Source organism: Colwellia sp. RE-S-Sl-9 (assembly GCF_048296855.1).
Taxonomy (GTDB): domain Bacteria; phylum Pseudomonadota; class Gammaproteobacteria; order Enterobacterales; family Alteromonadaceae; genus Pseudocolwellia.
Genome location: NZ_CP182631.1, coordinates 3,540,509 through 3,561,753 on the forward strand (window position 1 = coordinate 3,540,509; position 21,245 = coordinate 3,561,753).

Consider the following 21,245-nt stretch of genomic DNA (forward strand, 5'->3'; position numbering starts at 1 on the left):
CGTATTATAGCTAAGATAGGAGTAAAGGTGATTGCTAGTTATAAATTAAAAAGAGCTTAAAATTAAGCTCTTTTATCATGACTTTATTTTTTATCATCAAAATTTGTTTCAGCATACAGTCTATTTTTATGCTTAAGCAGTTTATCGACATACCTCGCCATTTTTATTTTTTGTTTAATTGAGGTTTCGAGTATTTCTTCAACTTCTCGCAAAATGTCTTTAATATTTTCTGCCTTATCAGGTGAATTAACAATAGCTTGTTGCTGTGACGGCTCATTACTTTCTAAAATATTATTGTTAATAGATCCAGTGAGCTCTACTTCCATCTCTAGAGCAACTTCATTAATTGCTTTATCATCAATACATGATAATTCTTCTAAAAAGCCAAAAAGTAATAAACGATCAACAAAGATATTGATTTTTCGTGGTACACCTAATGTTTTTTCATGAATAATGCCAAAGGCAGATTCAGAAAATACGTTTTCTTTAGTGCAGCCTGCTTGTTGAAGTCGATGGTTGATATACTCTTTAACTTCTTCAACTGTTAGTGGTTTCAAATGGGCTGAAGCGATAATACGTTGTCTAAATTGCTCCATTGATGGTGCTTGAATGATCCCCTTTAATTCTTCTTGCCCTAATAAAAAGCTTTGAATAAGAGGTTTGTTGTCTAGTTGAAAGTTAGACAACATTCTCAATTCTTCGACGGTTTCCAGTGGTAAGTTTTGTGCTTCATCCACTAACAGTAATGCCTTTTTACCTTGTTGATGTAAAGAAATTAAAAACTTCTCAATGGCTTGAAGTAATTCTGCTTTGCTGTTCCCTTTAGTTTGTATATTAAATTCTGAGATAACCAGTTCTAATAACTCTTGCGGATTAAGCTTGGTAGTAACAAGTTGTGCAGCAACAATTTTGGAGTCTTTAATATTATTTAAAAGATTACGGGCAAGTGTAGATTTACCTGTGCCTATAGGACCTGTAATAACGATAAATCCTTCACCTTGATCTAATCCATATTGTAGATAAGACATTGCCCGTTGATGATGATTAGATGCGAAGAAGAAACGCGGATCAGGACTAAGCTGAAAAGGGCGCTCTTTAAATCCATAATAACTTTCGTACATACTGCTATAAAACCTTTTTCAATTCTAAACTTATACGATTTTCTTTATACACAAATGCTGCAGGATCAGATGTTCTATTCAAATGGCTTATATTTATGTCAAATGAGAGTGTTTTATTGAGCTTTCTATTGTAATTAACCTTGTAATACCTATATTGATTATCTTGTGCTTGAGGTAAATTAAGGAAATTTCGAGTTTCAGTATATGCCACAGATAAATCGATAGTTGAATAACCACTGACTTTTCTAGATATTGAAAAATCTGCATTTTGTCGTAAATCTTCAATATCAGTCTGTAGATTTAAACGTTCATTTCTTTGTAGGTTTATTTTGATAGTTGTTCGGCTAAGGGTTAAAGAAGAAATCCAATTAAGCTTTTTATTTAAAGAAAACTCGTCGTCTTCAACAAGGCGTGTGCTGAATATTGCTGTTAGAGAGTCTGTATTTAATTCGTTAGCATTACTAATTAAGCATTGTGAGTAAGAGAAAGTCTCACTTTGCTGAGAGCATAGAAAAACCCCCTCATTTACAGGGGCGAAATTATCACGGGTAAATGTATCAATTGATTCTTTATATATTATTGTATTAGTAAAACGTTTATTGACATGGCTTAAGCTTAAGTCGTAACTATTCCCATAAAAACGTTGTGAAACACTAGCACTTAATGTTGTTCTTATTGTGGGCTGCCAATTTATTTTCAAGTCATAGTAATTGTCAATTTGCTTAGAATCTGGTTCAGACTCACTTAATTTATCTTTATTTAAAGGGACATTATACGATAAATCCACAATAAAACGTGGGGTTACTTGCCAACGTAAGCCAGCCCCATAAGAGTTAGATTCAATATTTTGGTTAGATCCTAAGTTACCTGAATTATCTTCATCATAATATCGAATAAATGGGTTAAATTTGTATGGTGTAATATAACCTATTTTTATTTCACTTTGATATGAGCGACTACTACGAGTATGACTCGTACGTTCGTTATAGTTATTGGTTAGGTCCCAGAAAATATAATTGGTATTAGTTCCATTTTTTGAATTTAGAGTTGCGGAGTAACCATCCTGCTCGCTAATATTGTCTTCCGCTTTGGTTGTGTTATAAATTAAATTTGAAGATAATTTATATTCGCTATTATCAATAGTATAACTTAGCCCACTTGAGTATTGTTCTACTTGCACCGTATTCCCTGATACTATATCAGCATAAGCATTTGTCATACTGTTTCGTGTTTGGTTTTCGATCGAAGCTGAGCCTACTAAAGATATTCCATTTGGCCATAATTGAATGTTAAAGTCGCCGTTTAGTGTTAGAAAGCTATCGTTATTATCACTATTATGACTATATGTTGCGTACAGTACGTCAGCGTCTAAATTATATGATGCATATAAAGCACGATATTCTGAATTTAAGCTTAACCCCGTCTGATTGACAAAACTCGATTCTTCATTTTGATTATCAAAATTAACATTATCGGAGTATGTTTCATTTATTTTAATTGCAGGATCAAAAGACCACTCATTAGATAAAACTAATGAGGGTGTTCCCAATAAAAGAGTAACTAATATATATTTATGCTTTCGAACCATATCCATAGCCATAGTAGCCATACATATCCTTATGGGATTTTATTGCTTTATTTAAAACTAAACCTAAAGCTAAATCGTCATTTAAATTTTCAGTAGCTTTTTGAATGTCTGATAAGTGTGTCTTAGATTCTTCTACAACGACAAGTGCTTGCCCCATTAAATTAGCAAGCACAAGTGTTTCTGTTACACCAATGAGAGGAGGACAATCAAAAATCACTATTCTATCAGGATACCGCTCAGCTAGCTCTTTAGCTAACGATTCCATTTTATCACTAGCTAATAATTCATTTGATAAGTGGTGGGGTTCCCCCGCAGGTATTATTTTTAATTTATCAATATTTGTATTATAAATTATGTCAGCAACCCCTTCTTTCTGGCCTAATAAATATTCTATTAGTCCAGGTACATTACCAACGCCTAGTTCTCTGTTTATACTAGGTCTTAATACGTCAGCATCTATCAATAAAACTGTTTTATCTTGTTCTAAAGCGATGCTGAGGGCAAGGTTAATTGAAACAAAGGTTTTCCCTTCATTAGGCTTTGAGCTACTGACCATAACAAGGTTACTATTATCTAAGGTTTTAGATGCTGATCCAAAAGCATTATTTAATAACTTTCTCTTTATCTGTCTAAATTCGTCTTTGATACTTTGTCTAGAACCTGTATCAATGAGATATCCTCGTTCAGCTAACGACGCTTTATCTATCTTTAATGGTTCTGACATATGTTCTAGAGAATGTGTAGAAGGTTCTACATACTTATTTTCTTGAACTGACACTTCAACTTTAGGAGTATCGACACTATTTTGTTTAGCTAAGGCTTTTTCTATAGTACTCATAAATTAAAAAATCCTTCTTAACGGTGCTTTAATCATTTCAGGATAAAGTGCATATGCAATAAAAACGCATAGCAAGAGTAATAATAAAGCATTAGAAAATATAAATATCAGTGTTTTCTTTTTATGCCATTTTTGTAGTCCTAAATGCTCTGACGCAGAAACCACACCAAAAATAGGGATGCCAGTTAATCTTGATACTTGACTACTTGAGGTCACCACTGGATTAATTTGACTAACCAATAACGATAAGCCAGTTCCTGCACCAACCCCTAAAACTAACATTGCAATTGTAAGTAACAATCTTTTTGGGCCTGTTGGTTCTGCAGGTGCACGAGGTGGTTCAATTACGTTGAATTTAATCTTACTATTAGAGTCATCAGCTTGTTTAGCTAATTGGGCTGTTTCTCTTCGAGTTAATAATTCTTCGTATTTCTCTTTTGTAATATTATACCCTCTGTTTAGGGCAACCAATTCAGCTTCTATCTCAGGAAGAATATGTATTTTACTCTCTAAATCAGCAACTTCTTTTCTGTAATTTTCTGCTCTAACTGTAAATGAAGCGACTTGGTTTTCTAATTGATTAATTTGCATGAGTATACCCTGAGTAACAGGACTTTGACTCAATGAATAATTAGCATTTTCATCCGTAGATGTGGCTAAATATTTTTCAATTTCATCACTTCGTTGCTTTTTAAGGTGCGATAATCTGTTTTGTATTTCAATAATATCTGGGTGTTTATTCGTATATCTAACAAGTAAACTATCAAGTGATGTTTCAAGTTCAGATATGCGTTCGTCATACGTAGTTTCAATAGAATTATTGTTTTTAATATTATCGGGTGCTTGATTTTTTTCTGTGTTTTTATCGGGTAATTGAGCTTTAGCGGATTTAAGTTGAGTCTGAGTTTCTAGTAAACCAAGTTCAATACCTTTTAACTGATCCTTTGCAATAGTCAGTTTTTGATAATACCCACCATATTGATTAGGTAAAACATCATTATATTTTTGTTTAAAATCAGTTAATCGGTTTTCTGCAGCTAATAATCTACTTTCATATTCATTAATTTGAGTAGTTAAGAATTTTTGTGCGGAATCAGAATCGTTTCTATTTTCACCTATCGTTGTTTCGATAAATACAGTAAGCACTGCTTGAACAACATCTCGAGCCATTTCAGGATCTTTATCTTCGAAAGATATTTTGAAAATATTTTGGCGTTTTCCACCCGTTTTCTTAATAATTATATCTTCTTTTAAATCGTCAATGAGCTCTTCATATTCTTTATCGTTTTTAACACGCACATCAAAGTCTGTCATACGAGTAATACGTTCTAAATTTGCACGGCTGAGTAAAGTTTTTACCATTAACTGAATTTGAGCTTCAGTATTAGTTTCAATTGTTATGCCTTTTAGCAATGGGCCTAGAATAGATTGAGTATCAGCAAAAACGATGGCTTCAGATTCATACACATCATCTAGCTGGGCAACAAATAGCCAACCAATAGGGCAAATAATCCAAGTCGATATCATTAAATATCTACGTTTTACCCAAATACCTTTCAGATAATCTAGTATCTGTTCAATTATTTCTTGCATTCCCTACCTCTAAATATGGGATAAAATAGTAGTAAATTTTATTCGTTATAATTATATTTAAAACCAAGTTTCAGGGATCACAATAATATCGCCGGGTAGAACGTCCACATTGGCAGATATTTCACCGTTTTTAATCAAGTCCTCAATGAAAACTTGATATTGTTTTTGCACGCCGTTTTCTACTCGAACTAGTAAAGCACCATTTCCATTTGCAAACTCTGTTAATCCGCCTACACCAATCATAACATCGAGCAAAGTCATATGTTGTTTATAGTTAATTGCGCGAGGTGATGTTGCTTCACCTATAACACGTATTTGCTCGCTGAAAGGTCCATTAAATTCGTTAACAGTAACTGTTACAACAGGCTCTTTAACGTAAGTGCTTAATACTGTTTCTATAGTTCTTGCTAATTCAGTAGGTGTTTTACCTGAAACTTTAATATCTTCAACTAAAGAAGTTGTTATCATACCATCAGGTCTAACAGTAAATGTGCCTGAAACCTCAGGCTCACGCCAAACAAAAATGTTAACAACATCACCAGCACCAATTAAATATTTATAAGATGATACATCTACTGTAGTAGAAGAATGTACCGTAGCTGGGGGAAGCGTGTTAGAGCTACAACCAGATAAGAACTGGGTTGAGCATATCAAAATTGTAAGTATTAATTTTTTAATCCAGCGATTTTCCATGGTGGTAACCTTTTTATCAAAATTTAAATAGTAGATATTCATGTGATTGTATTTTATTTTCGGTTGTGATGCACATTATTTAATTGATGTTAAATAATTAATTAAATTGATACTATAAGCAAGTTAGTATCTTTACATTTGTATTGCTATGAATTCTAATATGCACCAATTTCAGAGCATTATAAGCATATTTCATAAGGGAATGTTAATTTCATATGTCTAGTCCTAAGTTTCAAGATCTGTCTACGGGTAGTAAAACAATAGTATTAGTTGAATTGCTTTTATTTGCGGGAGCGTTATTACTTACCGTTTATATCAATGACTTTTTTCATTTTATTGATAATATAAATACTCCAATTAACACACTCTTTATTTATGCTTTTGTCTTCGCTCTAGTTGTTCAACTTTCTTCTCTAGCATTAGGTTTATACGATTCAAAACTTCGTGAGAATTTTCGTGGTGTAGCTAGGCGATTATTAGTAGCTGTTGCTATTGGTTTTTTTATCGTTACTTTGATTAATCCTTTTTATGGTAACAAATCTTTGCCTGTCGATATTTTAGCGATGTCTTCACTCATGAGTTTAGTTTTAGGAGGAGGGTTTCGTTATATTACATTAAAGCTGGACTTTTTTGGTTTCAATAAAAGAAAGATATTAGTTTTAGGCGCAGGCGAAAGGGCATCTATTATTGAAAAAAGAATGAGAAGAGATGTTGATCGACAAGGCTTTCATGTGCATGGTTTTATTGTGATGGAAGGTGATTTAGATGCAGGCGTTGTTAATGAAAATCGTATTGAGTTTGATGGTTCTTTAGTTAACTACGCATTAGAACATGAAATAGATGAAATTGTAGTTGCGAGTGATGAACGACGAAACAACTTACCCGTTGATGAGTTATTTGCCTGCAAAATACGCGGTGTTGAAATTACTGAAATTTTAGACTTTATAGAAAGAGAAACGGGGCAAATTGCTGTCAATCTCATATACCCTAGCTGGGTTATATACTCTAACGGTTTCTCTTCAGCTAATCATTTACGTAATACATTAGACTGGTTTTTTAATGCGAGTATGGCGTTTACTCTTCTTTTAATCACTTGGCCTGTGATGCTTATAACTACTATATTAATTAAACTTGATGAAGGGCTTAAAGCTCCTGTTTTTTATTTTCAAGAACGAGTAGGTTTAGATGGGCAAGCTTTTAATATTATAAAATTTAGAAGTATGCGAATTGATGCTGAAAAAGACGGCGCACAAATGGCCCAATTAAATGATGATAGAACAACTAAAATAGGAAAGTTTATTCGTAAATATCGAGTAGACGAATTACCTCAAATTTATAATGTGATTAGAGGCGATATGGGCTTTGTGGGACCTCGTCCTGAAAGACCTGAATTTGTTCAGCAGTTAATTAAAAATATACCTTATTATAATGAGAGACATAATGTAAAACCCGGACTTACTGGTTGGGCACAATTAAAGTACCCATATGGCTCAACAGAAAAGGATTCTTTAGAAAAGCTTAAATATGATCTTTATTATATAAAACATAGAAGTTTTTTATTAGATTTATTAATTTTAATTAGAACAGTCGAAATAGTTTTGTTTGGTAAAGGTCGATAATTTTAGTTTTGTACGTGGTTTTAAGGATTTCATTTGAAAGTTTTACACATATTAGAATATTCACGCCCCAATATCAGTGGTTATTCATTAAGATCTGATGCCATTATTAGACATCAAAGAAAACTTGGTATTATCACTAGCCAACTTACAAGTCAGAGGTATCAAGACTTTAAGGAAATGGAAGAGAATGTAGATGGAATTATATATGAACGTACTCAAGTATCTCGATCTTTTCTAACAAAAATCCCCTTTGTTAATTATCTTCATCACATTAATCACTTAGCTAAAAGAATAGAGCAAGCTGTGCTTGCTGATAAACCTGATGTTATTCAAACACACTCACCAATGTTTAATGCTTTGGCTGCAATTAAAATAGGTAAAAAATACAATATACCTGTGACTTACGAAGTCAGAGCTTTATGGGAAGATGCTGCTGTTGATACAGGAAAAACAACTGAAGGTAGCTTAAAATATAAAACAATTAAAGCCATCGAACAAAGCGCTTTTGATAAAGCTGATGCGGTAAGTTGTATATGTAATGGCTTAAAAGAAGATTTGATAAAGCGTGGTATTCCTGAATCTAAACTTTATGTAACACCTAATGCAGTTGATATCGATAACTTTAAGCCTTTATATAAACGTAATGCTGAACTTGAAAAGTCTCTTAATTTATCTGGCAAAAAAGTGGTTGCATTTATCGGCACCTTTTTTAAATACGAAGGCTTGTCATATGCTATCGATGCAATAAACATTATTTCGAAAACTCGAGATGATATTCATCTACTACTCGTAGGTGCGGGTAATGAGCTAGAGAGCTTAAAGAAACAAGTGTCATCATTGAACTTAGACAAATTTGTCACTTTTGTTGGCAGAGTACCTTTTGAAAATGTTGGAGACTATTATAGTCTGGCTAATGTGATGGTGTTTCCTCGTGAAAGTATCAGATTAACGGAGTTAGTGACACCTCTTAAACCGTTAGAGTCGATGGCACAATTCAAGCCAGTTATTGCTTCTGATATTGGTGGTCATCGTGAACTTATAGAGCACAATAAAACAGGTTTTCTATTTGAAGCTGATAACAGTGAAGCATTAGCTAATACAATTTTAAACGTGATTGATGATGAAGAGCTTTTAACCCAAATTAGTGAAACTGGATTGGATTTTGTGACCGAAGAGAGAAACTGGTTAAATACCGCAAAACAGTATATTTCTGTTTATGAGCGACTGGCTAAATAATGTCAGCACAAAGTAAAAATATTCTAATAATCACTAATTTGTATCCTGTACCTTGGGGACCTAATCGAGCAAGTTTTAATAAGCAACAGTTCGACTTATTAGCAACAAGTAATAATGTTCAAATTGTATTGCTACTCCCTTGGACTGAATGGTTCAAGAATAGAGGGGTCTGTAAGTCGAATAATAATCTGCAATATTGTCCATATTTTTATATCCCCAAAATAGGTCGACGGTTGGTTCCTTTTTTTCAATCTATTTCATTGTTTTTTAAACTACCTTGGATGAAAAAACAAAAATCAGATGTTTTATATTCATCTTGGGGATTTCCTGATGCAGTAGCTTCATCTATGATCAATAAATGGTTAAAATTACCTTTATTTGTAAAAGTACACGGTACTGATGTAAATGAAAACACGCTATTCTCTGCAAGACGTAAATTAATGAGAAAATGGCTCTCGAAATCTAATACTATATTCTGTGCCAGCCAAGCTTTAGCTAATTCACTTGAAAACACAGGCATTGCTAAAGAAAAATTACTTGTGAATTATAACGGTGTAAATCGAGATATATTTTATCCAAACACCCAATCAACTAATGAAAAGCGTATTATATTTGTTGGTAGTTTAATCCCCACGAAAGGCCTAAATGAGCTTGTATTAGCTTTTACCGAAGTGCAAAAATACCATCCTGATGCAATCCTAGATATTATAGGTGAAGGTCCGTTAAAAGAATCGATTAACCAATGTACTCAAGCAGAAAGTTTAAATATTAATGTACATGGTTCAATTCCATTAAATGTTGTGGCTGAAAAGATTAGAGCCAGTTCGTTGCTTGTTTTGCCAAGCTACCGAGAAGGCGTACCTAATGTATTACTTGAGGCTTTTGCATGCGGAGTTCCCGTTGTTGCTACTGCTGTTGGCGGTATACCGGAAGTAGTAACTGAGGATGTAGGATTGTTGGTTGAATCTAAAAATACAGCTCAACTAGAAAAAGCAATTACCGAAGCTCTAACTATTGAATGGGAAAAAAGTAAAATATTGGAGCATTCGAGAAGGTTTGATTGGCAAAAAAACGTAGAGTGTGTTCTACAAAGAATGGAAGTAGCCTAATGCAATACCTAAAAAGTGATATAAAACGTAAAAAACAAATTTTAATGGGCGAAGGATATCAAGTATCTACCTTTAGAACCTTAGTGAGTGACGGCACTTCGGCTAACTTTCTATACAGAATTACCCAGTTTTTAATGAAGTACCGTTTATCTCCTATTGCGTTAATTACCCTTTGGTTAAATAGAGTGATTAATGGCTGTGTTATTGGCGCTCAAGCAACGTTTGATAAAGGCTTTGTTATAATGCATCCTGTAGGTGTAGTTATAAATTCAAAAGTATGCGGTGGAATCGATATTACCGTTGAAAGTGGTGTAGTTATTGGTGACGAAAAAGGCAAAGCTCCGCTATTAGGGAATAACATTTTTATTGGAGCAGGAGCAAAGATTATTGGTGGTATTACTATTGGTGACAACGTTAAAGTTGGTGCTAATGCTGTTGTAATTAAAGACGTGCCGAGTAATGTAACTGTTGTTGGTATTCCCGCAAGAATAATTAATAAATCTCAGGAAAAAAAATGCTAACCCTATTTTGGATCTCTTTAGCGCTATTGGTATATTCGTATTTTATTTTCCCTTTATTGTTGAAGATATTTGTGACGCCAAAAAGTATTGTAAGTGCTGATCTTAAAGAATACCCTGATGTTGATATTATTATTGCAGCGTATAACGAAGAGTCATGTATAAAAGAACGTATTGAAAATGCTTTAGCTCAAAATTATAAAGGCAATTTAAATGTTCTTGTTGCATCCGACGGTAGTAAAGATAATACCGGTGCTATAATTACAAGTTTCACTGATCCCAGAGTTAAAGCCTTTAATTTTGAAGAGAACCGAGGGAAAATATCAATTCTTAATGATCTGGTTTCTGAATCAAAAGCAGAATTCTTAGTTTTCACTGATGCAAATACCGAATTTGAAACTAATGCCGTTAATATACTGATAAACAGTTTTTCTGAAAAAACAGGTGCAGTTTCTGGCGAGCTTATATTAATTACCGATGATGGTAACCAAAATAAAGATGGTCTCTATTGGAAGTACGAACAATTCCTTAAAAAATGTGAGTCTGCGCTAGGTGGTATATTAGGTGCAAACGGTGCTATTTATGCCATTCGAAAAGAGTTATATATCCCTTTATCTAAAGACACGATTGTTGATGACTTTTGTATTGCAATGAATGTTAAAAAGCAGGGCTATGAGGTTTTATATAATGATAAAGCAATAGCTTCTGAAGAGGTTGCCCCATCTTTATATGATGAAGTAGGTCGTCGAGTAAGAATTGGTGTTGGTAATTATAAAGCTTTTAATAGTAATTTATGGGCTTTATTGCCAACACAGGGGTGGTTTAGTTTTTGTTATTGGTCTCATAAAGTTTTTCGATGGTATGCGCCTCATTTAATGATTTTAGTATTCATATCTAACTTATTTTTATTAAGTAGCCCTTTATATATGATTTTATTGATTGGGCAAATCGCTTTTTATGCAACTGGATGGCATGGAACAAAAAAAATTAGTCAAGGTATTAAAGTTGGTAGTATAGTCGCTATTATTAGCTTCTTTTTATCTATGAATACGGCATTAGGCAAAGGCTTTTTATTATTTTTAAAAGGTCAAAAGAACGGCGGTTGGCAACGAACAGCAAGACAAGGGGAAACTAAATAATGTTAGGCTTTATCACGGTACTATTATTGTTAGCCGCAAGTACTTTATTTTGGCTAGTATTAAAAAAGAAGAATATGAATCTTTGGTTTTTTTCATATTTAAAAGGTCTTTTTAATAAACCTTACACGAACAAACCTATCCATGTTTTATTTTGTTTTGTTGATCATTATGAACCGCAGTGGAGGAATGATGATATTGAGATTGAACGTGCTAGAGTTGACCGGTGGTTTAAAGATTATCCTTTAATGGCTGAACAGCATAAAGATTCCGATGGAATTATGCCAAAGCATTGCTTTTTCTATCCACAAGAAGAATATCGCCATGAACATTTAGCTAAATTATCAGACATGTGCTTTAGAGGTTTTGGTGAAATAGAAATACATTTACACCATCATGACGATACTGCTGAAAATTTCTCTGCAGTAATGACAAGTTTTGCTCATACATTGCATCATGATCATGGTGCTTTACCTGTACATCCAGAAACAGGGCAAATAATGTACGCATTTATACATGGTAATTGGGCATTAGATAACTCATTACCAGACGGAAGCCAGTGTGGAATTGATAACGAGTTAAGTTTATTAAAAGAAACCGGTTGTTATGTGGATATGACATTACCATCAGCCCCGAGTCCAGCTCAAACAAAGAAAATTAATTCTATTTATTATGCAACTGGAAAACCAAACGAATGCAAGGCGCATGATGATGGGGTGGATGTTGAAGTAGGAAAAGATCCATCAGGAGATTTAATGCTTATACAAGGTCCTTTAGGACTAGCAATGAAATGGCGTACACCTAAAGGCTTACCGAGGATCGAAAATTCTGATATTCGTAAAACAATGCCACCAATTAAATCTCGTGTAGATCAATGGATAAATTCTCATATTCATGTAAAAGGTAAGCCTGAGTGGGTGTTTGTTAAAATTCATACGCATGGTACTCAAGAGGGAGATATGGATACTTTACTTGGGCAGCCCCGACATGAAATGCATACTTATTTAGAAACAAAATATAATGATAAAGAAAACTATTTTTTGCATTATGTATCGGCAAGAGAAATGTATAACATAGCTAAGGCCGCTGAAGCTGGTAAAGAAGGAAACCCAAACTTATATAGGGATTTCATACTTAATAAGCCATTATTTAAAGCACTATAAGTATAAAGCCATATGCTTCGACACAGACTGAAACAGATAACTAAAAAAACATTAAGATTAACAGGCTTATATAATATTTTGTGGAGGTTTATTCCGAATGGTGTATACGTTTTTAACTACCACCGAATAGGGGATAAAAACACCTGTGAATTTGACCGTGAAGTTTTTTCATGTACAGCTGAAGGTTTTGATCAACAATGCCAATTCATTAAAGCTAACTTTAAGGTTATTTCTTCAGAGGAGTTAATCAGTATTCGCAAAGAAGGTAAGTGTGAAAGCAATAAATACGCCTTGATAACATTTGATGACGGATATATAGATAATTACAGTGAAGCTTTTCCTATTTTAAAAAAATATAATATACCTGCTACTTTTTACGTGGCAACTAATTTTGTCAATAATGATTTAATACCTTGGTGGGATGAAATCGCTTATATTTTGAGGAAGTCTCAGGGTATGAGCTACCAATTGCCGACACAGTCTATTACTTACGAATTAAAGTCAGACGAAATAGAATCTGTTATTAGTCGTGTTATTTATGACGCTAAGCGATTACAGAGTGTTACAGTTATTGAAGTGCTAGACGATATACGATCGACATTTTCGTCGTATTTAGACGATTTTAAAAACCAAAAACATAATCTATTTATGAATTGGGAGCAGTTAATAGAGATGAGTTCATCAGGTATGAAAATTGGTTCTCATACGCTATCACATCAAATGTTATCGCAATTATCTGATGTATCCCAAGAGTACGAATTAATGCACTCTAAGAAAATAATAGAGGATAACCTCACGGGAAAAATTGAATCCGTCGTTTATCCTGTAGGGAGAAAGCATTGCTATACTGAGAGAACTTGTCAATTGGCAGCATTATCTGGGTATACATTTGGCTTTAATAACGAACCCGGCCGTATTACTAATACCTCTAACCCTCATGATTTAAATCGTTATTGTATCGGGTCTAATGATATTGTAGAGCTAAAATTGACCGTACTTTTTCACTTATAATGGTGTATCATTCACACTAACTTTATTGTACTAAATAATCGAAATATATTATTTTTTTAGGTGTGCAGATGCGTATTCTACATGTAGTTAGTAGCCTTAATGTTGGTGGGGCAGAACGATTTGTTATAGATTTAGCGATAGAACAAAATAATTCACTAAAACTCAAACCTAGTTTTTTGTCTATGGGGAAAAAAGATGAACCCCTAGAAAGAGAAATAGAAAAAACATATTTACACTTATTTCATGCAACAAGTATTAAAGAGCTAAAAATAATCCTCAAAAAATACGATGTTGTTCATGTACATAGTAGTCATTGTTTATTGCGGATTCTTTTAGCTAGCCTATTTAACCCTATTCGTGTTGTTTATACGCGCCATAATGAAAAAGTTCATACATCTATCAAATGGAGATTAGTTTACTTATTAGCTTATTATAAGCTTCATAAAATGGTGTTTGTAGCCGAAAAAGCTAAATCGAAATATCTCAAAGTATATCCTAAGTTTATAAGTAAAGCGCAAACTGTATTAAATGGTGTACTTCCCATAGATAAGACAAAAAACAAGAGTGATCGTATACGAATATCTCATGTCGGGCGTTTTGTCCCACTGAAATCACAGCATGTGCTTATCGAAGCTCTTGAGCAACTACCTGATAACCTTAAAAGCAAAATTGACATATATTTTTATGGTACAGGAGAGTTGTTAAATATAAATAAAGAACTCGCAAGCTTAAAAATACCAAACGTTACAGTGAACTTTAAAGGTTTTGTGACTGATCGTAATGAAATATACAAAAATACTGACATATTAGTTGTTACCTCTGAAACTGAAGGTTTATCTTTGGCTATTCTTGAAGCTTTAGCTAGCGGAACACCTGTTATTGCTAGTAATGTTGGTGGTAATCCTGAGCTAGTTAAAGATAATGTTAACGGATTCCTTTATGAATATTCGGATTATCATACTTTAGCAAGGAAGATTATTGCATTAATTGAAAATCCAGCGCTATATGAAAAATTTAGTATCGAGAGTGTCAGATTATATCGGCAGGGCTTTTCTATGAGTAAATGTGCAAAGCAATACTTTACTTGTTACCAATATGAATAATTTATAAAACATGAGAACTTCTGTACAAGCAGCAATGTCAGCAATTAATTTATATAGTGAGTATTTTTTAGGACTTATTATATCTTTAACAATCGCTCGCAATTTAACGACCGATGATTACGGCGTATATTCAAGTATTATATGGATTTCAGGATTAGTCACGCTCGCAATTAACTCAGGATTAGGTATAAATGCTACTAAGTTTATTGCAGAATTTACTAAGCGTGATCCCAAATCTCTGCCAGCTATAGTTGCGTATTTTTGGAGAATTCAGCATATTCGTATCCTTATTGTTAGTGCTATCGCCTTAGTTATATTGCTATCTAGTTACGGTAATACAAATATAGAGCCATGGTTATTAACTACGCTTTTCATTTGTGCAGTCATTAAAGCCGATTATATGTTTAGAATGGCTGTTTTTAAAGGAGTAAAAAAGTTTGATGTTATTGCTAAAACTAGTGTAATTGCAAATCCTTTTAACATTGCTTTAGTTTTATTATGTGCATATCTAGATGCAACATTGAATAATTTTATTTTAGTGTATTGTGTTGCATGCTTAATATACGGTGTAAGCGCTCGGCTTTATACAAAGCAATTACCGAGTAGACAATGGGACAATGGTATTGTTCAGGAGCATAAAAAAAGAATAGTCATTCAAATGTTATCTGCAACTGGAATAGTGTTTTTTGGTACATTGATATTTAAACAAAGTCAGGTGTTAGTTTTAGAAAAAAGTGACTTTTTTACTGAGGCAGGGTTCTTTAACATTGCTTTTCTATTGTCTACAGCCGCAATCACGCTGGTTCCTGGTATTTATCAAGAAATACTTCTACCTAAAATAACTGATGCAGTTGAAAATGGCGATGTTAAGAGTCAAGTAGAGCAAGCCGAACGTTATTTAATAACATTATCTATGGCAGTAGCTATACCTATGGTTATATATGCTGATGTAATTATTGAGGTGCTATATGGTGAACGGTATCAAGAGGCCGCTTTTAGTTTACAAATCATGGTCGTTCTGAAAGCAATTATGACATTAAATCAAGGTGCTAACTTAACGTTAATTAGTCATGATAAACAGTTTGATATGGTCAAAGTTAATGCTGGAATGTTTGTTTTTGCAATGATCCTTAGCCTTTTTATTGTGCCGTTTATGGGGCTAACAGGTGCTTTAATTGTGTACGGAACATTAGTGTTTATACTTCTATTTTCATATAGTATGTTGGCAAGAAGCTGTAAATACAAAATGATTTCTGTAAATAATTTATTAAGAATTATAGTTCCTGCACTTATTTCAACAGGAGCTCCTTTAATTATAAATCAATTTTTATCGGGGATTTTATCTTCTATTATCGGGTCTATTAGTTTTGTTGTTTTATATTTTTACTTGCTTTTTATTTTTAGAGGTTATGATAGGTCGGTAGTGTATATATTAAAGCAAATAGAGCCTAAATCTCCGAAAAAAATAAAGGTATACATTAATTGGGGAATAAAACAGCTAATGAATACAAAGTGACTCCTTTGACTGTTTTATCTATAGTAACCCTAATTCGGGATAAGTAATTATGCCTAATATTGATATTTAATCACCTACATCGTTGCCTACATGGATGCAGGTATTTGGTTTTTATCGGGAATAAAAATGCCTTATGCGAATAAACTCCAACATTAGGAAGCAATGAATGTATTATTTTGGATAAGTATTTATTTGAATTTTCATCTTTTACTTATAAATCATAAGATTAAAAAAATCATTATCCCGAGTTCGGGTTATAGTAGTCAATTGAAAGTAACTATTGAAGGGGAATTCTATAGGTATTATTCATGCTCGAATTTAAGCAGACAATATCCCCTAAAAATTGGGTAACTGTCAGATTAGGTCTGAGCTACTACAATGACACTATAACAAATCATTTTCGCGCTCGTAATAGCCTGTTTTATCACCAAAGCCTGCTTTAGCTATTACCTTTTGCATAGCAAAGTTATCTTCTTTAGTATCTATGAAAATATTTTCAATAGCGTATTTCGTAAATAATACTTGTATACAAGATTTCAAGCTATATGTAGCAATTCCTTTTCCTTGAAAATTAGGATCTGTGTTAACCGGGCCAATTACACAATCATTCTTTCTAATGGTGTAATGATTACAATACCCAAAAGTAACCTCTCCATCAGAAACTATATTATCACCCATACGAGTAAAGTAGATAACCTTACGAGTAATTAATGTTTTTAAAAATAATTTAAATAAGGTGTTAGATATCTTAAAATAATTTATAAGTGGAAATAGATGCAGAAAAAAATCTAAAAAATTTGAAATAGTAAAAAATGACAATTCTTTATTCTCTATGTCATTATCTTTTAGTTCGATTGTATTTACATTCAGCTTATAGATATACTGTTTTGGCATTATAGACTCCAAATAACGCGATGAGGTAAAAAGCTAAACTTTTTCTTAAACCTTTTCAATGTTGGTGATGCACCTATATAGCCCCCATAAGTATATGCCTTGATATGTGTGTGATTTTGAATTACATACTCAGCAATAGATGTTATCAAAAGTGGTGTAACACCATTTTTTTGGTGATCTGCATGACCATAGTAATGTGATAGCTCAATAACATCTCCTGCTAAAAAACACCCTGCGTAAGCAACTAATTCATTTTTTTCACTGAAGACTCCAAAATATGGATAATCATGAGTATTGGTTTTACTTTTTGGGTTGCTGTGTTTTGTTGGGCGTTTATTTACAAAGTCATCCGGCATTTTGCCTTGACGCACAGACGTAGATTTACGGATATCCCATACACCATCTAAATATTCATTAAAATTAATTCGCTCAAACGTATATCCAAGCCTTTTAGCTTTTTTAATATTGCGTCTACCTGAGCTTTCAATACCCTTTAAATAAAGTTCAAAATCACCATTTAATTCACAAACAGCAACACCTCTTGTTAGTTTACCAAATAAAGGCATTTTAGGGTGTTTAGCTGTAGCATCTTTATAATATTTGCGTGTCATTGACTCAAAGAAAGGCTCATTTCCTTTAGTTTTATCTAATTGAAGAGATAATTGAATTGTCGGGCTATTGAATACTATATGATATAAATTTTTAAAAGATTGATACTTTTCTGATAAATTCATTAAAATCTATTCCTAATTTGATTGTGAACCTAAATCATTTGAGTTGATATAAATAATTCAATTATAATGATATTTGAGTTGGGTGCACAAACTAAATATCACAAACCAATCTTTGATAAACATATACCCATTATCACTCAAGATGCGTATTTCAGAGTGCTTGAATTTATATCGTTCAAGCGCTTCTCCGATGGGTCTAAAAACAATTTATGCATCGTTATTAACTTTAGTCAGGGAATAACCATGACGTAAACTTAATGCCTTGCATACATGGATGCATGTACTTAGGTTTCGTTTGGAACGTGAAATCTGTGCGTAAATTGTTTTTAGTTCCCATTGAAACCTACATCTTGAATGATAACGGGTATATATCTACGTTATGCATCTTATATCCATTAAAATTAAAAAACGCGCTATTAATAATTGATAAGCCATAAAATATACGCTCATTATATATTATAAAGCGTACTTTTTGCTAAAGGCTTTGGAGCCATATAGATAAACATTGTAAAAATCTAGATGTATGAATAAAAATGAAGCTTTAGAATAAATTACTAAAAAACTTTGTTTAAGCTGACCTTTATTTAACCGGAAATTTGGTTCAAGTCTAAGCTACTGTAAACCATTCTTATAATCACTGGACAATGACTGTTCAGAAACTTATCCTCTATATTAATAGATAAATATAAGGGTAATAAATAATTTAATGCAAAAAAAAAATTTAAACGCTCAAACGTTCAGAATGCGTGATATTAACCTAGATGCTGTAAAAGGATTGTTAATCTTATTTATTGTTATAGAGCATAATTCACTTTTAACTGATAATTACCTTTGGATACGCCCTTTTAGCGATGCATTTGCTGCGGCCTGTTTTCTAACTTTTACTTTTATCTGGCCTATTAAAAATACTGTCTCATTCACTGCGTATTGTGATAAACATTTTTCATATTGGTGGCCTTTTTTTCTATTTGTCACATTTACAAGTATCTTAAATTTATTTTTTTATAATGTTAACTCTATTGATTTCTTTTCAATACAATACTTAAAGGCGTTATTCATTTCGTCACCTTCAGATATCAAAGTTGCTTCTGGCTTTATGTACTTTTGGTTTATACCGTGTCTTTGTGCTCTATATGTATTAAGATTTTTTGAACAAAAGGTGGGGAGCTATTCTTTCTTTATAACTATACCATTATGGGCAACAATTGGTTTAATCGATGAAAATATATTAATTAATATACCATTTTCTCTACATGTTATTGCCTTCATATTCTTTTTAGGCCAATTATATTCTCGGCTTAATGGCTTTTTATTATTGCGTAATAATAAAGTTAAATACATTATTGTTATTATCTTTTTGGGATTTTCGATTGCTACTCCTTTTGTTGGTTGGGAGTTGTTTTTAGCTGCAGGTGTAATTCCTTCATTTAAGGAGCCTTTACTTTTACTTTTTTATTCAATATTTATTTTGATTGCTATTCCCGGACTCTATCATTTAACATATATGTTACCTAAATTTTTAGTGAAGTTTTTCAGCTATTTAGGAGGGATTAGTTTAACTATATACTTAATACATCCAATATTATATATACTTATGACTCAGATATTAAAATTGATTAATCACCCAGAATTATCATTTTTAATCACCATTAGTGGATGCTTAATTATAGGGTACACTATTGAACAAACATCCACGTTTAAAAAAGTTTTATTTCCTAAAACATTAAGTTCTTTATCCAAAATTGGAAAGTATAAATGATGGGATATTTTATTCTCGCGCTTACAATTGTTATCTATCTCATACGTCCTGCTGAGTGGATTTCTGTATTGCATTTTAACTGGAATATGCTTCTTACTGCTTTCGGTATTATCATCATATTTTGGTCATTTCTAAATAAAAGTTACCAAGATAAATATGATAGAAGCACTCAATTTTTAATTTTATTTGTTTGTTCGATGTTACTTTCCAATATTTTTAATGGGCAGTTTTCAACTATCGGTAATTATTTGTCTCAGATGATATTTATTTTAGTGGTTTATTCTTTGGTGCAACTTTGCATTAATACAAGATCACAGGTTGATAATTTTATTTTATTAATTGTATTATTAATTTTATTTATTTGTTATCAGTGTTACCTACAAGTTACTGTAGGTATGAGCTGGGGAGGGTTAGAACCTCTTTCTCGAGGTTTAGTTTCGAGCATTGATTCAGAAACAGGAATAAGTACACAAAGAGAATTACAAGTTATTTGGTATGGGATACTTCAAGATCCAAATGATTTAGGAATGCTTTTAATCGCATTTTCACCTTATATATTTAATCGGATTTTTTATCAAAAACTTAGTTTTATCAAAAAAATGTTTTGGTTTATTACACTATTAATCACTTGTTACACTATCATTTTAACTAATTCTCGTGGTTCAATGTTGTCTCTTATAGGTGGCCTTGGATTCTTTTATATCCTTAAAAAACGTTCAATGACTGGATATATTTTAGCAGGGGTTGTTACTATTGCTCTATTGTCTTTAGCTCCATCAAGAATGGGAGAATTAGGCAGTGGAGATCATAGTGCTATGGGCCGTGTTTATGCCTGGATACTTGCTCTTGAACTGTTAGCTATGAATCCTTTATTTGGTATTGGAGCAACACACTTTTTAGATTACCATAGCCTTACAACACATAATAGCTATGTGTTAGCAATGGTTGAAAATGGTATTGTTGGTTTTTTTGGTTACTGTAGTCTGATTTCTATAGCTGTTTATACCATGATCAAAGTAGCCTATTCTTTGGAAGATAAACAACGTAGTACGGAAGTTATTTCGTTGGTGAGTGGTATGATAGGTATTCTCATATCTATATTCTTTATTTCTCGTACATACGCATTATTACCTTATTTATATATAGCGATTATGATGGTATATATTAGAGTTTATTGTCCTGAACTGCATAGTAAGCATATTAAATCTTTATCGTTTCTAAAGTTGGGAATTATAAGTTTCGGTTTTATTATATTTGTGTACATATTTAATCGATTGGCTACAAGTATATTAAGCTAAATTTTTACCTAATGGTTAAACAGCATTAAACCTAACAGCAAGTCGATAATCATTGAGCTTAGGGTTTATAGCTTTAACAGCTTTTACTGCGTATGAAAGTACGGCATGGAAGGCTAATACTGACATCTAGATTTAAATTGCTTTTAGCGTGCAACTTTTTTAAACGCCGATTTTTATCTTTGAGCTCTTCATTCTTGCCATATATGATGCCCTTCATACCACCGAATATAGAACAATGAGTTCTCAGGGGATGTTCACGGAATCGTCTGGAGGAGAGGGCTTATCTTCGTATAATTTATCTGGCAATCCTCGGCCT

The 21,245-nt window shown here is 32.7% G+C and carries 18 protein-coding genes; 11 read left to right on the top strand and 7 right to left on the bottom strand.

What is annotated here, in order from left to right:
• Window positions 1–83: 83 nt before the first annotated feature.
• The 5 genes from ACM9HF_RS15275 to ACM9HF_RS15295 are packed head-to-tail and all read right to left on the bottom strand — an operon-like array spanning window position 84 to window position 5,833.
• Entirely contained in the window at window positions 84–1,121 is a 1,038-nt protein-coding gene (locus ACM9HF_RS15275) for an XrtA/PEP-CTERM system-associated ATPase (protein WP_473610710.1), read from the bottom strand.
• A gap of 4 nt (window positions 1,122–1,125) precedes the next feature.
• A complete protein-coding gene (locus tag ACM9HF_RS15280) occupies window positions 1,126–2,730 on the bottom strand; it encodes a TIGR03016 family PEP-CTERM system-associated outer membrane protein (RefSeq protein WP_473610714.1) in 1,605 nt (534 codons plus the stop codon).
• Window positions 2,693–3,547: an XrtA-associated tyrosine autokinase gene (locus ACM9HF_RS15285; protein ID WP_473610717.1), complete on the bottom strand. Its 855-nt coding sequence runs from the start codon at window positions 3,545–3,547 to the stop codon at window positions 2,693–2,695. The genes ACM9HF_RS15280 and ACM9HF_RS15285 overlap by 38 nt, the downstream gene beginning before the upstream one ends.
• Window positions 3,548–3,550: 3 nt before the next feature.
• Window positions 3,551–5,140 carry an XrtA system polysaccharide chain length determinant gene (locus ACM9HF_RS15290; RefSeq protein WP_473610721.1) on the bottom strand — a complete coding sequence of 530 codons (1,590 nt, stop codon included), beginning with the start codon at window positions 5,138–5,140 and terminating at the stop codon, window positions 3,551–3,553.
• A gap of 57 nt (window positions 5,141–5,197) precedes the next feature.
• Window positions 5,198–5,833, bottom strand: coding sequence for an XrtA/PEP-CTERM system exopolysaccharide export protein (locus ACM9HF_RS15295; protein ID WP_473610733.1), 636 nt, complete (start codon window positions 5,831–5,833; stop codon window positions 5,198–5,200).
• Window positions 5,834–6,048: 215 nt separating this feature from the next.
• Between ACM9HF_RS15295 and ACM9HF_RS15300 the strand changes: the two genes are divergently transcribed.
• The 9 genes from ACM9HF_RS15300 (at window position 6,049) to ACM9HF_RS15340 (ending at window position 16,244) form a co-directional block, all read left to right on the top strand.
• On the top strand, window positions 6,049–7,452 hold the full coding sequence (locus tag ACM9HF_RS15300; RefSeq protein WP_473610736.1) for a TIGR03013 family XrtA/PEP-CTERM system glycosyltransferase: 1,404 nt from the start codon (window positions 6,049–6,051) through the stop codon (window positions 7,450–7,452).
• Between the two features lie 33 nt (window positions 7,453–7,485).
• Entirely contained in the window at window positions 7,486–8,688 is a 1,203-nt protein-coding gene (locus ACM9HF_RS15305) for a TIGR04063 family PEP-CTERM/XrtA system glycosyltransferase (RefSeq protein ID WP_473610740.1), read from the top strand.
• A complete protein-coding gene (locus ACM9HF_RS15310; protein ID WP_473610741.1) occupies window positions 8,688–9,797 on the top strand; it encodes a glycosyltransferase in 1,110 nt (369 codons plus the stop codon). Before ACM9HF_RS15305 ends, ACM9HF_RS15310 begins: the two co-directional genes overlap by 1 nt.
• On the top strand, window positions 9,797–10,318 hold the full coding sequence (locus ACM9HF_RS15315) for a serine O-acetyltransferase (protein ID WP_473610745.1): 522 nt from the start codon (window positions 9,797–9,799) through the stop codon (window positions 10,316–10,318). Before ACM9HF_RS15310 ends, ACM9HF_RS15315 begins: the two co-directional genes overlap by 1 nt.
• Window positions 10,319–10,389: 71 nt before the next feature.
• Window positions 10,390–11,454: a glycosyltransferase family 2 protein gene (locus ACM9HF_RS15320; protein WP_473610748.1), complete on the top strand. Its 1,065-nt coding sequence runs from the start codon at window positions 10,390–10,392 to the stop codon at window positions 11,452–11,454.
• Window positions 11,454–12,614, top strand: a complete 1,161-nt coding sequence (locus tag ACM9HF_RS15325; RefSeq protein ID WP_473610752.1) for a hypothetical protein — start codon at window positions 11,454–11,456, stop codon at window positions 12,612–12,614. The genes ACM9HF_RS15320 and ACM9HF_RS15325 overlap by 1 nt, the downstream gene beginning before the upstream one ends.
• A 12-nt stretch (window positions 12,615–12,626) precedes the next feature.
• On the top strand, window positions 12,627–13,625 hold the full coding sequence (locus ACM9HF_RS15330; protein WP_473610756.1) for a polysaccharide deacetylase family protein: 999 nt from the start codon (window positions 12,627–12,629) through the stop codon (window positions 13,623–13,625).
• 68 nt (window positions 13,626–13,693) lie between these two features.
• A complete protein-coding gene (locus tag ACM9HF_RS15335; RefSeq protein ID WP_473610760.1) occupies window positions 13,694–14,728 on the top strand; it encodes a glycosyltransferase family 4 protein in 1,035 nt (344 codons plus the stop codon).
• Between the two features lie 10 nt (window positions 14,729–14,738).
• Entirely contained in the window at window positions 14,739–16,244 is a 1,506-nt protein-coding gene (locus ACM9HF_RS15340; RefSeq protein ID WP_473610764.1) for an oligosaccharide flippase family protein, read from the top strand.
• Between the two features lie 384 nt (window positions 16,245–16,628).
• On the opposite strand, the gene ACM9HF_RS15345 is transcribed toward ACM9HF_RS15340, so the two are convergent.
• Both ACM9HF_RS15345 and ACM9HF_RS15350 read right to left on the bottom strand, forming a co-directional pair.
• Window positions 16,629–17,138 carry a GNAT family N-acetyltransferase gene (locus ACM9HF_RS15345; protein ID WP_473610768.1) on the bottom strand — a complete coding sequence of 170 codons (510 nt, stop codon included), beginning with the start codon at window positions 17,136–17,138 and terminating at the stop codon, window positions 16,629–16,631.
• A complete protein-coding gene (locus tag ACM9HF_RS15350; protein ID WP_473610772.1) occupies window positions 17,138–17,872 on the bottom strand; it encodes a GNAT family N-acetyltransferase in 735 nt (244 codons plus the stop codon). The genes ACM9HF_RS15345 and ACM9HF_RS15350 overlap by 1 nt, the downstream gene beginning before the upstream one ends.
• Before the next feature lie 706 nt (window positions 17,873–18,578).
• On the opposite strand from ACM9HF_RS15350, the gene ACM9HF_RS15355 reads away from it, so the two are divergent.
• Complete coding sequence (locus ACM9HF_RS15355) at window positions 18,579–19,631, top strand: acyltransferase family protein (protein WP_473610776.1); 1,053 nt, start codon at window positions 18,579–18,581, stop codon at window positions 19,629–19,631.
• The gene (locus ACM9HF_RS15360; protein ID WP_473610779.1) at window positions 19,628–20,929 is read left to right on the top strand and encodes an O-antigen ligase family protein; all 1,302 of its coding nucleotides are present in this window, start codon (window positions 19,628–19,630) and stop codon (window positions 20,927–20,929) included. The genes ACM9HF_RS15355 and ACM9HF_RS15360 overlap by 4 nt, the downstream gene beginning before the upstream one ends.
• Window positions 20,930–21,245 lie beyond the last annotated feature (316 nt).